We start from the raw sequence: 15,172 nt of genomic DNA, 5'->3' as shown, positions 1-15,172 counted from the left end.
ACTTAAACTGCCAACTAGCATCAGACTCAGTGTTATTTCAGGAATTATTATTACATCTGAAATCCCAAATTAGTATGAGTAACAGCACTTTTTCTAGACTTGCACCTTTCATTCAAGAATATATTTATCTTCACAATTGGACAGAATTACGACCAGTGCAAATTGCAGCTTGTGAGGTGATATTTGAAACCGATGCTAATTTACTAGTTGCTGCGGCTACAGCTGCGGGAAAAACCGAAGCTGCATTTTTACCAATTTTAACTTTATTACACGAACAACCAACTGCTACAATAGGTGCATTGTATATTAGTCCTATCAAAGCTTTAATAAATGACCAATTTGAACGCCTTAATGACTTATTAAAAGCCGCAGATATATCAGTATGTTCTTGGCATGGTGATGTGTCTCAAAGTCGCAAAAACAAACTTTTAAAAAATCCCCAAGGCATTCTGCAAATTACACCAGAATCTCTAGAAAGTTTATTGATTAACAAAAATAATGAACTAATACGTCTCTTTGCTGATTTGCGTTTTATCATCATTGATGAAATTCACGCTTTTATGGGTTCAGAACGTGGGTATCAAATTATTTGTCAATTGCAGCGTTTAGCAAAAATCACCCAAATACAACCACGCCGTATTGGTTTATCAGCAACTCTTGGTGATTATTCAATGGCTGAAAAATGGTTAGCTTCGGGAACAGATACAGCAGTCATTACTCCCAAGATTGAAACTGGTAAACGCCAAATAAAATTAGCTATAGAACATTTCTATTTTGAAAAAGAAGCGGAAAATTCAGCATACGAGCAATATATTTTTAATGCCACTAAATCTCGTAAATGTCTAATATTTGCTAACAACCGTACCCAAACAGAATCTATAATTTCTTCTCTACGTCAAATAGCTAAAAAAGAAGGATTTCCAGACATATATCATGTACATCATGGCAGCATTTCCGCCAGTTTAAGACAAGCTGCGGAAAATGCCATGCGTGAACCAAATAATCCCGCTGTAACTGCTGCGACATTAACGTTAGAATTAGGTATAGATATTGGTGAATTAGAACGAGTAATACAATTAGAATCACCTTTATCTGTTGCCAGTTTTTTACAAAGATTGGGACGCAGTGGCAGAAGAGGTGAATCGGCAGATATGCGTTTTGTTTGTGCAGAAGAACAACCATTATCAGCAGCTTCTTTACCTGAACAAATCCCTTGGCAACTTTTGCAGTGTATCGCTATTATTCAACTTTATTTAGAAGAACGTTGGCTAGAACCAATTAAACCGATTAAATATCCTTTAAGTTTACTTTATCATCAAACCATGAGTATTTTAGCAGCAACTGGGGAGCTTTCACCCGCTGCTCTGGCTAAACAAATTTTTAGCTTACCACCATTTATTAATATTTCTCAAACTGATTATAAATTATTACTACAGTATTTAATTGATATTAACCACATTCAAAAAACTGAACAAGGTAAATTAATTATCGGTTTATTAGGAGAAAAAATAGTCAATAAATTTCAGTTTTATGCTGTCTTTGCTGACAGTCAAGAATATGTCGTTAAACAAGGAGCAACAGAAATTGGTAGTATTGTCACACCACCTCCTGTTGGTAATCAATTTGCTTTAGCTGGAAGAAGTTGGGAAGTTATAGAAATTGATTTCAAAAAAAAGGCTATTTTCGTTAAACAAGCTGAGGGTAAATCTACTATTTATTGGCGTGGTGGTAGTGGTACTATTCATACTAGAATTTTACAACGTATGCGCCAGGTTTTATTGGAAAATACAGAATATAGCTATTTACAAAAAAATGCAATCCGCCGATTACAGGAAGTTCGCCAATTAACGCAAAATGCTGGATTAGATAAACAAAATATTCTGCTATTAGAAAACAATAAATGCTGCATCTTTCCTTGGATGGGTACTGTGGCTTATCGCACTTTAGAAAGATTGCTTAACTCCTTTTGTCGGGAATCTTTGGAAATTAGCAGTATTGGTGGGATAAATCCTTATTATTTGACTTTAAAATTAGGGAAAAATAAATTCTCATCTGTTTATCCAGCAATTTATTCTTTATGTGAACAAAGCATCACAGCAGAACATTTAGTTAGTCATGCAGAAGCACCAGAATTGCAAAAGTATGATAAATTTATTCCCCACGAACTTTTACGGAAAGCTTTTGTTAATGATTATTTAGATATGGAAGAACTGAGACAACAGATTTTACTTTGGTAGAGACACTAGTTGGTGTTGGTCGGGATTATGTTTCAACTGTCCAACCAGCTTTGTGAATAAGTTTTGCTACGTGCTGCTAAAATTCTGCATAGTTCATGTATTCTGACTGCAAAGATGATGGCATAAACTACTTTGGGTATCTTGATTAAAAATAAATGCTGTAATACAGTATACAGCAAACTAAAATTCAAGCTTCCTTTAGATTAGATAAAATAAGTATAAATACGCTAAAATACCCAACTTTCATGAAATTTCCAAAAAGTTACTCCATAGATACAAACGAACCGAGAATTTTTAGTTAGACTATAAGCCCTAGTATTAAAAATTAATTATTAAACGCCTTATGCACAGGTTATTATCTGGACCGTTGAGTATTGAGAAATTAACGGTTAAGATTGCGGGTTTACCTGCATCATTACAAGGTATAAAGCTGGTGCAGATGTCAGATTTTCACTACGATGGTGTGCGATTATCAGATAAAATGCTAGAAAGAGCGATCGCACTCAGCAACCAAGAACAACCAGATTTAGTTCTTTTAACTGGTGACTACATCACTACAACACCAGAACCCATTCACCAACTAGCAAAAAACCTCAAACATCTGGAAAGTCGTTGTGGTGTCTATGCTGTATTGGGGAACCATGATATATGTTATGTCAATTCAAAATCTGAAGTTACAAAAGCACTGACAAACATTGGTATTCATGTTCTCTGGAACGAAATCGCTTATCCATTAGGAAAAGAATTACCACTAATAGGACTAGCAGACCGTTACTCACAGGAATTCAATCCTACACTAGTCATGAATCAGCTAGACCCTACTACACCGCGTATAGTTCTATCCCACAACCCAGATACAGCAGAAACATTGCAAAAATGGCGCGTAGATTTGCAATTATCTGGTCATACTCACGGTGGACAAATCGTGATTCCCGGTCTAGGCCCAGCAGTGTATTATTACAAAAAAATATTGCGAAAAATACCTATCAAAATCCGGCGTAAAGTCTCATTTTTGCGAAAAAATTACTCTGTTCTTCACCATTGGGAATGGTCACAAGGTTTACATCAAATAGGAAAAAATCAGCTATATGTCAATCGTGGTTTAGGAACTTATTTCCCCGGAAGGTTATTTTGTCCACCAGAAGTGACTATAATTACCTTACAAAGTGAATAACATCTAGGATTATTGAGTTATATCAAAATATCCGAAAGAACCCATCATATTTAATTACAGCTATTATTAGGGATTTAGTCCCACTCAACAAGTACTTCTTACAACAGAAACCGCTGTCAGTTGCGACCGATCTACATCAGCAACTTACAGCGGCTTCATTATCAAGCAAGAATTTAATAAAATGGGATAACCCGAATTAACTACATCAACTAATGTGGACTTGATTCGCAATCAACTACTCAGGATTGTGTATCCTTCATTCTAACTAGGCAGGCATTTCTGGCTATGAATTCAAACACCTCCAATCACAACTCGATGAAATCAAGGCGAAAACATATTGTACAGGAAGCCACAACCTAACAGTTATTGCGAAGACATTAGAGCAGGAGGTACAGGCTCTAACTTAAAAGTTTTTGTTTGACTTTTAACCTTTTCGTACCTTGCTCTTAATTTAGCATGAGTTTTTTCACCTGTGCTGTATATTTACTAAACTTGAACTTCATTAATGTATCGCAATAATTTCCGAAATATTTCTTAATGTTTTTTTCACTTTTTATCTCTTTTGTCTTTGCCTCTGTGCTATGCCTTCGGCTCCTGTAAGAGATTCACAACTCTAATAGGATTGCTATATATAATGAATGCTACTAATTTAAATTACAGAGCAATAAATAATTTAAAACTACTAATTCTGCATCATCTGTAGGCAATTCTAAATATTTTAAATTATGGTGACTAATATCATGTCCTAAATTAACAAAATTCATTTTTTCATAGAATTTTTCTGCTTTTTCCACAGAATGTAAACCTATTCTACCTTGAAATCCAAAATTGATACTATGTGTAACTGCAAATGTAGTCAAAGTTGTGCCTACACCTTTAAAATCTGGAGGATCTTGGATATCTAGACGGTTCCAAGGAGCGACATTTAATAAATTTAAGTAAAGCAAATTTTTACTAGGTTCTAACATTGACAAATAATTATAAGTTAAGCAAATTACACCCTGAGTTATACAATTGCATTCCAAAACATAGAATTTTGTATGTGATTATCCTTGTTGAAAATAGTCCCTGAAGTCTAAATTTTGATCCCAGCAATTATTATGTTTAAGTAGGGGTTTCCAAATTAATTCTATTTCTTCAATATGCCTCGGAGTGATAGGTAAAATAGTTGCTTCAACATATTTATTCTCCACATTCCGTAAGATTTTCACCTGCTCTTTCATAGTTCCAATACTCCTTTCTCGTCAAAAAATGGATACATTAATTTTTAAGTATTTTACCTGATGCTAGTTATTGTACGTAATTGTAGGAATAATACTTAAATTAACTTGTATTCTAGCTTATAAAAGATACGAAGTCATAAAAGAGTATCCGGACTATTACCATAAGACAATCACATTGTTTAAAGTTGCTAACTTACTTATAAGTGGTAGCCTATAAGGCTAGTAGTCGCCGCTAAACAAGCAAACTTCGCCTGTACGGCTTAACAAAATATTTATTTTTGATTACACGTAGACACATTTTGGTTGTGTAGTGGCAGCTTTTAGTCGCTCAAAATTTTTGAGACATCGTCTTGTGCTAAAACATGACTCATACTGAAAATAGGCAACAAATCACAACCGATGATTACTATTCCTAAAAACTTCTTAGACTTAACCCAAACACCCCACAGCGGCTACCATTGGGACGGAAGTAGTCGCCGCTTCTTTGAAGGCTGGTATTATCGCGTTACATTGCCCGAAATTGGGCAAACCATTGCCTTCATGTACTCCATCGAAGACCCCATCGGGAATCAGCCTTACAGCGGCGGTGCAGCCCAAATCCTGGGCATAAATGATGAGTATCTCTGTCGCACTTTTCCTGATGTCAACAAATTTTGGGCGAGTCAGGATGTCTTAGCTTTGGGACATTGGGGAAAAACAGACTTACAAGCTTCCCCCATTTACCTCGTCCCCACGAAATTTGAGCATCATATTCAACAAGGCTATCAAGCCACCGCGACCTTAAACCAAGGCATAATTACAGATCCTGGAACAGGTAATTATTGCCGATGGCAGTATGAAATTAAACCAGTATACGCTTGGGGTAATCAAAATAATATTCAGCAATCAACCGCCGGGTGGTTATCATTTTCTCAGATATTTGAACCAGGATGGCAAATTTTAATGGCTCACGGTTTAGCCACCGGTTCCATAGACTGGAATGGTAAAATCTATGAATTCACCAACGCCCCAGCTTACGCAGAAAAAAATTGGGGTGGTGCTTTTCCCCAAAAATGGTTTTGGCTCAATTGTAATTATTTTGACGACGAACCAAACTTAGCATTAACTGCCGGAGGGGGAAGACGTGGTGTATTGTGGTGGATGGAATCTGTAGCCATGATTGGGATACATTACCAAGGCAAATTTTATGAATTCGTTCCCTGGAATTCACAAGTAAACTGGGAAATTCATCCTTGGGGAAGATGGCAAATGCAAGCCAAAAACTCTCACTATGAGGTTGAATTGACAGGAACTACGGATTTACCAGGTACACCCCTACGCGCACCCACAACCGATGGGTTAGCATATTGTTGTCGAGACACCATGCAAGGAAAACTAGATTTAGAATTGCGAGAACTAAATGGCAGCAAATCTAAAATTATTCTCAAGGCACAAAGTCATCTTTGTGGTTTAGAAGTGGGTGGCGGTATTTGGGAAAATATTTGGCAGTCTTCCTAAAACTACTGCTATAATTGTAAATGCTTCATAGTTGGGGTTGTAGCTCAGTTGGATAGAGCGGACGCCTCCTAAGCGTCAGGTCGTGCGTTCAAGTCGCACCAGTCCCGTGTTTTTACTGCAAGCTTAGATGTTTTAGCAGCATTGAGCGCAGTTTTGTGATCAAAAACCTCTCTGCATTCGTCTTGGAGTGGGGAAATTTGATGATTCACCACAATTTTTTCCGGATAAAATTTATAGTGAATGAACATTTCATTTATTAGAGGGCTAAAATTTTAACAACCCTCCTAGTAACAATTCACATCAGTGCATGAAGGTGAAATGAATATATTAATTAGGGCTTGCTGAATAAACCTAAAACCTTGATATATTAACACTTTCAGGGTTGAAAATGATGAATCAGGTGCAAGGAATAGGCGTTGAAACCGTTCATTTACCTATCACTTTTACAGATTCGATACTATTCTTACCTCCTTCTAATTCTTCCTCCTGACTCCTGACTCCTGACTCCTGACTCCTAGCCCTCACGAAAAGACTTTTTCAGCAAGCCCTAATTAGTTCCCAATAGTTCCCAATATAGATCCTATTTATTTTTATGATCTAAAAAAAATTCAATCAAGAAATGGGTTTCCATCCCTATGATATATTGTCAAATATGGGTTAGTATAGTTGATCAAAGATAGCACTACTATATTTATGGTGTAGTTCAATACATATCCACATAAAAATATGCCAAATCTTGATTTGGGTATAATTTGCTTAAACTTCCTACTCTGCATAACTTTATAATTTTTAGAGAAAATCCTGGTCTTCACGGACTTACTTTATAGAGCCTTGAATAAGCTACTGTTTACAGGTAAATCTTTGCGACTTATGTCTTTTATCCTACCATTCTTACTATGGTGGGGATACAAAGAAGTACAAAACCAATTTGTACAACCGCAAGCAATGTTAGTTTTAGGTGGTTCCACTAGACGTTTAGAAAGGGAAAAATTTACAGCAGATTTTGCTCGTAAGCATCCCAATATACCAATATGGATTACTGGAGGTAGTCCACCTACATATACTAAACAAGTGTTTACCAAAGCAGGAGTTGATCCCCGGCGTTTGCACTTGGACTATGAAGCCGTAGATACAGTTACTAACTTTACTACCTTGGTAGATGATTTGAAATCTCGCGGTATTAAAAGAGTTTATTTAATTACTTCTGATTTTCATATGCGTCGTGCTTGTGTTATTGGTGAAATTATTTTAGGTAGTCGGGGTATTTATTTTAAAGCCGTGTCAGTTCCTTCACAAAAATCGCCAGAACCCATTGAAAAATCGATCCGTGATGGAGCTAGGGCTATACTGTGGGTAGCGACTGGCTATACAGGCGCAGATCAAGCTAAAAATAGACGATAAATGGGGATTCGGAATTCAGGAAAAACCAATTTCTAGTCCCCTATACCCTATCTCCTAGAAAAAAATCCCTGCCAATATCCCCACAATTTGATACCCTAGCTTAAACAGATTTGAGAAAAGTGAAAGCGTGGAAATTCAACTTGGGCGGGGAAAAATAGCTCGTAGAGCTTATGGAATTGATGAAATTGCTCTAGTCCCCGGTAACAGAACACTCGATCCGAGTTTGGCAGATACTAAGTGGACTATTGGCAATATTGAACGAGAAATCCCCATTATTGCCAGTGCAATGGATGGTGTTGTCGATGTGAATATGGCTGTCCGTTTGTCCCAGTTAGGCGCTTTAGGCGTAATCAATTTAGAGGGTATCCAAACTCGCTATACCGACCCCGAACCGATTTTAGATCGGATTGCCTCCGTAGGTAAAGAGGAATTTGTGGCCCTGATGCAAGAACTCTATGCCGAACCAATAAAGCCGGAATTAATTGAAAAACGTATTCAGGAAATTAAACAACAAGGCGGTATTGCGGCAGTGAGTGCTACTCCAGCCGGTGCTAGTAAATTTGGTGAAGTAGTCGCCAAAGCTGGGGCGGATTTATTTTTTATCCAAGCTACAGTAGTTTCTACAGCCCACTTGTCCCCAGAGTCGATCATTCCCCTTGATTTAGCTGAATTTTGCCGTTCTATGCCCATTCCTGTGGCTCTGGGCAACTGTGTAACCTATGAAGTCACATTGGATTTGATGAAAGCCGGTGCAGCGGCAGTATTGGTGGGAATTGGACCTGGTGCTGCTTGTACATCTCGTGGGGTGTTGGGTGTGGGTGTACCGCAAGCAACAGCGATCGCAGATTGTGCCGCAGCCCGAGATGATTATTATCGGGAAACTGGTAAATATATCCCTGTAATTGCTGATGGTGGTTTAATTACAGGCGGTGACATTTGTAAGTGTATCGCCTGCGGTGCTGATGGTGTCATGATTGGTTCTCCCTTTGCTAGAGCCGCTGAAGCCCCAGGAAGGGGTTATCATTGGGGCATGGCCACCCCAAGCCCAGTTCTGCCTCGTGGTACTCGTATTCGTGTGGGTACTACTGGTACTCTAGAGCAAATACTCACGGGTCCTGCTGGACTAGATGATGGTACTCATAATCTAGTCGGAGCCTTAAAAACTAGCATGGGTACATTAGGAGCCAAAAATCTTAAAGAAATGCAGCAAGTTGAAGTTGTCATTGCTCCTTCTCTATTAACCGAAGGCAAAGTCTATCAAAAAGCCCAACAATTAGGCATGGGTAAGTAAAGAGACCCAGGGACGTGGTGATATCGTGTTCGGTTAAAGACTTATAGTTAGGGCTGACGCGGTGACGCGGAGAAATAATTATATGCCGCACCCTGCGCCCTGCACCCTGCCCTCTGCTCCTACCTCCAAAAAATTTTTCCAGCGCCCTCAACAATCACTGGAAAAATCCTATATGTCGCCTACAATAGAAATAGCGGAGACGCATGTTTCCGTTCACTCCTCACACCACACTCCGCCCGGACTACTGTTCGGGCGGTTCCTTATGATCATGAATAAATTTTATAGCTTCTTTGCAAATGTACATTCTTAGCTTTCGAGCATCCGTTTTTGCTATGGTAGAATTTTCACGAAACTCATCAAATACAATAGGCAAAGGTTTTTAGGCATGTCAGCAGCTACACAAGTTACAGACTCCAGTTTTGATCAAGAAGTAATTAATAGCGATGTACCTGTTTTAGTTGACTTTTGGGCCCCCTGGTGTGGCCCCTGCCGGATGGTAGCTCCTGTTGTCGATGAAATAGCATCGCAGTATGAAGGTCAACTCAAGGTAGTAAAAGTCAATACTGATGAGAATCCTCAAGTTGCCGGTAAATATGGTATCCGCAGCATTCCCACATTAATGATTTTTAAAGATGGACAAAAAGTAGATATGGTTGTCGGTGCTGTGCCGAAAACTACATTAGCTACTACTTTAGAGAAGTATCTTTGAACCTCAATCGTTTACAAAATGCTATTGAGTTGTCCATTTGATCTAGTGTTAGGTGAATATTTATCAGCTAGTTTTAGAGGCGCAAAATTCGTGTCTCTGGACAACTTTATTTTCAAATAAGAGGGATGTGTCTCTTTAACGAGATACATCCATACTTTATTTATTGGAATACTGGTATTGATTCCTGGCAATTTGGTAATGTGGGGATAATTCAAAAAACAAACTTAAGAAATAAAAAAGCCAATTACACAAACTTGTTAGGAATTTTTAATGGTAGCTTGATTTTGGCCGCAGTGGACTAGATACTGTTGCTCCAATTTAATCTCAAATTCCTTGATGCCGATCATTCAAAGTTTTGGAATTAAAAAATATTTTACTTAATTAAGTTTGAATTTTGAAACAGGGCAATAGTGACGTTTGTCTCCTCAATTCATAAGTATCTACGTAGAAATATTTAGCTATTGTTAAACACAAAATAAAATCCCCTGATTCTATCCCTGTGAAGAGTTCCCTGTTGCCTATCCCAACTAGAGAATTTATTTTGCACGACTACTGATTATTTTGTATCATCATGATAATTTGAAAATTCAAAATTAAACCGCATGGGGGTTTTAGTATTTTTCTGACAATTTAGGCACAAAATTTAGATAAAATATAATGCCATCATTACGGCTATTCTCATGACCTCATCTGCGTCGTTTGACTATTTAGAGTCTCTCCAAGCCGATATGGCTGAATTGATAGATCGTTTACCGACTTTAAAACATCGGCAATTTATCCAACAGGCACTTGCTACCATAGTGCGTCTAGCTGATAGTGAAATTGAGCGTCTTGACTGGAAGATATTATCCGCCGCTCTAGCAGACATGGAAGGCGGTTTTCAGCTGTTTTATGGCTACCGTCATGTTCGCAAAATCACTATTTTTGGTTCTGCCCGTTTAGCACCAGAAACCCCTGAGTACCAGATAGCGCTTCAGTTTGCTCGCGCTGTTTCTCAATTGGGATTTATGGTCATGACAGGTGGTGGTGGTGGTATCATGCAGGCGGGGCAAGAAGGCGCTGGGCGAGAAAATTCTTTTGGCTTAAATATTCAGTTACCTTTTGAACAACAGGCCAACCCTTTTATTGAAGGTGATCCGAAACTGATTCACTTCAAATATTTCTTTACTCGCAAGCTATTTCTGCTCAAAGAAAGTGACGCTGTGGCTTTATTTCCCGGTGGGTTTGGCACTCAAGATGAAGCTTTTGAATGTATGACATTAAGCCAAACAGGAAAATTTGGTCCAGTTCCTTTGGTTTTAATAGATACCCCTGGCGGTGATTACTGGCGCTCTTGGAGTAAATATATTAATGAGCAATTGGTAAAAACAGGGCTTGTTAGTCCGGATGATCCTAGTTTATACACCATCACAGATAATCTGGAAGTTGCTTGTAATGCTATTACCCAGTTTTACCAGGTTTATCACTCTAGTCGCTATGTAGGTGATCAGTTAGTAATGCGTCTGAGACAAGATTTATCAGATACTGACGTGGAACGACTAAATACTGACTTTAACGACATTCTTGTTAAGGGCAAAATCGCCAAAAGTCAGACATTACCTCAAGAAGGACAAGATGAAACATCTGAGCTACCTCGCCTAATTTTATACTTCAATCAGCGAGACTTAGGGCGTTTGTATCAGATGATTGCAGCCATTAATCAAATGGGTACTCCTTCGGAGGAGGAAGCAGCACACCCAGAAAGGAAGTAGGTTCTACTCGATTAAAAAAACGGGCTGAAGTTAATTAGGGTAAGGGGGGTAAGCAAATGCATCTGGTGAAAACTATGACTAGTTATGACTACTATGTTGATACGATTTTGGATTTTAGATTTTAGATTTTTGATTCTAAAAGACGGCGTAGCATAAGCTTTATTTATTGCTGATTAGCATAAATACAGCTTGTATATTAAGCTGTCCATTATTGACTACTTTTCTACTTGAAAAGCATTCCCAGTGCAAAAAACTCCAATTCAAAGGCGTGATAGCCCAGCAAAGTAAACAATATAAAAATTTGAAACAAGATAGAGGAATTAAATATGCTGGAATTATTAGGTTCAGGTTTGGTTTCGCTTTGGTTAGACATGGCTGGAGTGAAGATTAAGCCTTTAGATGCTTTAGATGCATTGGCTTGGCAAAGTAGCCCTGGCTTTGTTATTGCTCCTGATCCTAATCCAGCAGGTGCTATGACAGTGCAGGAATATCTCAAGGGCTTGATTACCTCGAAGCTGGTAGCCCAGAATCTCATGCCACATCAGGGTATTTGGTTACAGTCAGGTCTCATGCTGATGGCTAATCACCAAGGGACTATACCTTTACCAGCTGCATCTTTAACTAAGATTGCAACTTCATTAGCCACTTTTAAAACTTGGGGTCCAGACCATCAATTTGATACTTTGATCAGTGCAACGGGTCTGGTAGTCAATGGCGTAGTACAGGGTGATTTGGTGATTACAGGTGGTAATGATCCGATGTTTGTGGGAGAAGAAGCGATCGCTCTTGGTAATACTCTCAATAAAATTGGCATTAAGCAAGTAAAGGGAAATTTGGTAATTATTGGCAATTTTGCCATGAATTTTCAACGTCAGCCCCTTTTGGCCGGTCAATTGCTCAAGCAAGCCCTGAATCACAAGACTTGGAATCGTTCTGTGGTTTACCAATACTCAATCATGCCTAAGGGAACACCCAAGCCCCAAGTTGTTATTGCTGGTACTGTTAAAGTAGAAGCACAGCCCAAACCCCAACAAACCTTACTGGTACGTCATCGCTCTTTACCCTTAAAGCAACTGATTAAGGAGATGAATGTTTACAGTAATAACGATATTGCAGAAATGTTAGCGGATGCAGTGGGGGGAGCAACTGTAGTTAAAGCCACGGCCGCTAATCTTGCTCAAGTACCACAGTCGGAAATTCAGTTAATTAATGGTTCTGGACTAGGACGCGAAAATCGTATTTCCCCTAGAGCAGCTTGTGCTATGTTAATGGCGCTGCAAAGAGAAGCATCAGCCCATCAGTTAACTTTAAGTGACTTATTCCCCATGTCTGGGTTTGATCAACGGGGGACACTGCACGCTAGACACCTACCAATTGCGACTGTAATGAAAACTGGCACTCTTAATGATGTGAGTGCTTTAGCAGGAGTTGTACCCACACGCGATCGCGGTTTAGTCTGGTTTGCGATTATCAATCGTGGTGGTAATGTATCAGCTTTCCGTGCTGAACAGGATAAACTTTTGCAACATCTCGTCAAACAATTGCAAGTATCTGCCGACATACCTCATGCCCTCACTCCCCACTCTCCTAAAAATTCTTTACCACAATTAGGTGCAGGGAGTCGAAATGAAATCTTGTTGAAAAGTTCGTAATAGTGCCTCCGGCAGGCTGCGCCAACGTAATTCGTAATTCGTAATTCGTAATTCGGTTATTTATCCCCGCGTCTCCGCGTCTCTACATCCCTTTCTAAGGGAACTCCAAAAAATAAATTATCCAATTTCACCAAATCAAAACGACTTTTCCTCCCCCTGCTCCCTGCCCCCTGCTCCCTGCCCTAAAAACGATGGGGTATTTTTTATTTGGAAGCCCCTAACCTCCATCCTGGGGAATAATCTCCGTTAGCACTCTGTCTTTAGAAGTACCACCGTTAACGGTAATATTTTCTGTTTGCAGGTTGCCGACGGCTGTTTCACCTGTGAAAGTTAATTTTGGCTCAACTTGGCGGTAAACGACGTTTCCTTGGGCTTCTAGAAGTTTTTTGTCTACATCCCAAGTTAGTGTATTAGATTTTAAAGATTGCTGACGTTGTCCCACTGCGTTGACATTGCCGATTAAATTAATTATTTTTTGTGGGATATTCATTTTTCCTTGATTACCGGTCACTGTAACATTTTCAGCTTGGTGAAAAACGCGCAAGGGCGAATTTGTAGTGACAATTTCTTGAGTTATGTTCCAGGTGATAGAGTTACTAGTTATTTGCATAGGTGGATCTAGTAACTGTATCTGGGCTTTGGGTTGAATAGTAGCAATTTTAGTTTTTAAGTTAACTTCTGCGGCATTTCCTTTACCACGGTCGGTAATTTGATTATTTTTGTAGCGGTCAATTTCGATGGTGCGATCGCTAATTAATTTTTCGGCTTTGATTTGCCAAACTAAATACTCGGTTCGCATTTGCAATTGTGGTTCAGTAGAATTCGCTACGACTTTTCCCGAAAATTCTACACGCTGTTCACGGGTTTTAACTCTTGCTTCCTGTGCTACAGCTTTCAACTGTTTATGAGTACCATTTAGCTGATTACGAACAATTAATAAATCTTCTTTTGGTCGCCATTCTAATTCATTTCCTTGTAAAACAATACCATTGAGAGGATCTGTAGCAATAATCTTGCCTTTGAGCAATAATTGCTTACCATCTTGCTGGATGTCGGCTTTATCAGCTTTAATTTTATAAACTACTTTGCCATCTTGGTATAGTTCACCATCAGGATTTTCGGCTTCACCTATTTCCTTTTCTTTGGTATATTTTGCTTGTTTAGCTCTGACTTTCCAAATTGGTCTGCCTACTTCATCAAATTGTTCTAAAGCAACATCAAAAAAAGTCAATTTACTATCTACTTTTTGTGGAGATGAATCACCAGTATTTGATTTAGTAGATGATTGATTACTACAAGAAAATAATCCAATGACCAAAAATAAAGTTAAAGGTAAGTAATACCAATTGACTGGCCATTGTAAATTATCCCATAAATGGAAGCAGGAGGAGTTGGTTTTACTTCCCCCCAGAAGTTTTGAACAAAGAAGCAAGGGTGAAAAAGAGGACGATGAGCCGGAGTTAAAATCTCCATATTTATTGTCTCCCTGCTCACTACCTCTTGGTTCCCTGCTTTTTGTTGAATTTTCTTCCTCATTCTTCCTGCCTTCTTGATATTGCATTATTCTGGAATTTCTAAATGTCCTTCACTTTCTCTATGGTCATCCAAAAAACCCATCCCGGATAAAGGTCGATATGGATAGCTTTGACGGGGTGTTTTTTGAATATCTTCTTTGATGGCTTCTAGATCGATATAGCGATCGCTCACATTAATTAAACTATCACTAGTCATCGACCGCAAACTCACCACCTCAACCCGCACACCGCGATAGCTGACGGAATTTACTGCGTAAGCCAAATCGCCGTCACCGCTCACTAAAACTGCGGTATCATAGGAATCGACCAGCGCCATCATATCCACAGCTATTTCTACATCTAAGTTAGCTTTTTTTGAGCCATCTGGCAGCTGTACCAAATCTTTAGCAATGACTCGATAGCCGTTGCGACGCATCCACAGCAAAAATCCCTGCTGTTTCTCATTTGTCCGGTCTACTCCCGTATAAAAGAAAGCTCGCAACAGCCTTGATCCCCCAGTTAAACGACACAGCAACTTCGTGTAATCAATTTCGATCCCCAGTTGCAGCGCCGCATAAAATAGATTGGAGCCATCAATAAATATAGCCACACGACCGCGATTTTCTAAAACCTGTTCTGGCGTAAATATTGAGTCGTTTTCCAAATTATTCAACATTGTTCTCATACCTCAGTTCTTATCCTTGTTATTTTTGATAGAAATCG

12 protein-coding genes and 1 tRNA gene are annotated in these 15,172 nt (G+C 38.9%); 9 read left to right on the top strand and 4 right to left on the bottom strand.

The window, feature by feature from the left end:
- The first annotated feature begins 74 nt into the window (after positions 1-74).
- Together H6G68_RS05635 and H6G68_RS05630 are read left to right on the top strand one after the other, a co-directional pair.
- A complete protein-coding gene (locus H6G68_RS05635; protein WP_190905755.1) occupies positions 75-2,237 on the top strand; it encodes a DEAD/DEAH box helicase in 2,163 nt (720 codons plus the stop codon).
- Positions 2,238-2,580: 343 nt separating this feature from the next.
- Positions 2,581-3,411, top strand: coding sequence for a metallophosphoesterase (locus tag H6G68_RS05630; RefSeq protein WP_190905754.1), 831 nt, complete (start codon positions 2,581-2,583; stop codon positions 3,409-3,411).
- Between the two features lie 644 nt (positions 3,412-4,055).
- On the opposite strand, the gene H6G68_RS05625 is transcribed toward H6G68_RS05630, so the two are convergent.
- Together H6G68_RS05625 and H6G68_RS05620 are read right to left on the bottom strand one after the other, a co-directional pair.
- Entirely contained in the window at positions 4,056-4,379 is a 324-nt protein-coding gene (locus H6G68_RS05625; RefSeq protein ID WP_190905753.1) for a GNAT family N-acetyltransferase, read from the bottom strand.
- A gap of 78 nt (positions 4,380-4,457) precedes the next feature.
- On the bottom strand, positions 4,458-4,634 hold the full coding sequence (locus H6G68_RS05620; RefSeq protein ID WP_190905752.1) for a hypothetical protein: 177 nt from the start codon (positions 4,632-4,634) through the stop codon (positions 4,458-4,460).
- 399 nt (positions 4,635-5,033) lie between these two features.
- Here H6G68_RS05620 and H6G68_RS05615 point away from each other — a divergent pair, with 399 nt between their 5' ends.
- The 7 genes from H6G68_RS05615 to H6G68_RS05585 all read left to right on the top strand — a co-directional run bounded on the left by H6G68_RS05615 (position 5,034) and on the right by H6G68_RS05585 (position 12,935).
- A complete protein-coding gene (locus tag H6G68_RS05615; protein ID WP_190905751.1) occupies positions 5,034-6,131 on the top strand; it encodes a tocopherol cyclase family protein in 1,098 nt (365 codons plus the stop codon).
- A gap of 33 nt (positions 6,132-6,164) precedes the next feature.
- Positions 6,165-6,238: transfer RNA gene (locus H6G68_RS05610), tRNA-Arg, on the top strand.
- 763 nt (positions 6,239-7,001) lie between these two features.
- A complete protein-coding gene (locus H6G68_RS05605; protein WP_071188788.1) occupies positions 7,002-7,532 on the top strand; it encodes a YdcF family protein in 531 nt (176 codons plus the stop codon).
- Positions 7,533-7,659: 127 nt separating this feature from the next.
- Entirely contained in the window at positions 7,660-8,823 is a 1,164-nt protein-coding gene (locus H6G68_RS05600) for a GuaB3 family IMP dehydrogenase-related protein (protein ID WP_190905750.1), read from the top strand.
- A 355-nt stretch (positions 8,824-9,178) separates the two neighbouring features.
- A complete protein-coding gene (trxA, locus tag H6G68_RS05595) occupies positions 9,179-9,532 on the top strand; it encodes a thioredoxin (RefSeq protein ID WP_277872038.1) in 354 nt (117 codons plus the stop codon).
- A gap of 680 nt (positions 9,533-10,212) precedes the next feature.
- A complete protein-coding gene (locus H6G68_RS05590; protein ID WP_190905749.1) occupies positions 10,213-11,283 on the top strand; it encodes an LOG family protein in 1,071 nt (356 codons plus the stop codon).
- A 326-nt stretch (positions 11,284-11,609) separates the two neighbouring features.
- Positions 11,610-12,935 (top strand): D-alanyl-D-alanine carboxypeptidase, encoded by a 1,326-nt coding sequence (locus H6G68_RS05585; RefSeq protein ID WP_190905748.1) that lies wholly within the window; start codon positions 11,610-11,612, stop codon positions 12,933-12,935.
- Positions 12,936-13,152: 217 nt separating this feature from the next.
- Here H6G68_RS05585 and lptC read toward each other — a convergent pair whose 3' ends face one another.
- Positions 13,153-14,496, bottom strand: coding sequence for an LPS export ABC transporter periplasmic protein LptC (gene lptC, locus H6G68_RS05580; RefSeq protein ID WP_190905747.1), 1,344 nt, complete (start codon positions 14,494-14,496; stop codon positions 13,153-13,155).
- Positions 14,496-15,125 carry a LabA-like NYN domain-containing protein gene (locus tag H6G68_RS05575; RefSeq protein ID WP_190905746.1) on the bottom strand — a complete coding sequence of 210 codons (630 nt, stop codon included), beginning with the start codon at positions 15,123-15,125 and terminating at the stop codon, positions 14,496-14,498. Before H6G68_RS05575 ends, lptC begins: the two co-directional genes overlap by 1 nt.
- Between the last annotated feature and the right edge of the window lie 47 nt (positions 15,126-15,172).

The organism is Anabaena catenula FACHB-362, assembly GCF_014698735.1.
Taxonomy (GTDB): domain Bacteria; phylum Cyanobacteriota; class Cyanobacteriia; order Cyanobacteriales; family Nostocaceae; genus Anabaena; species Anabaena variabilis_A.
This window is presented reverse-complemented; position numbering and strand designations above follow the sequence as displayed.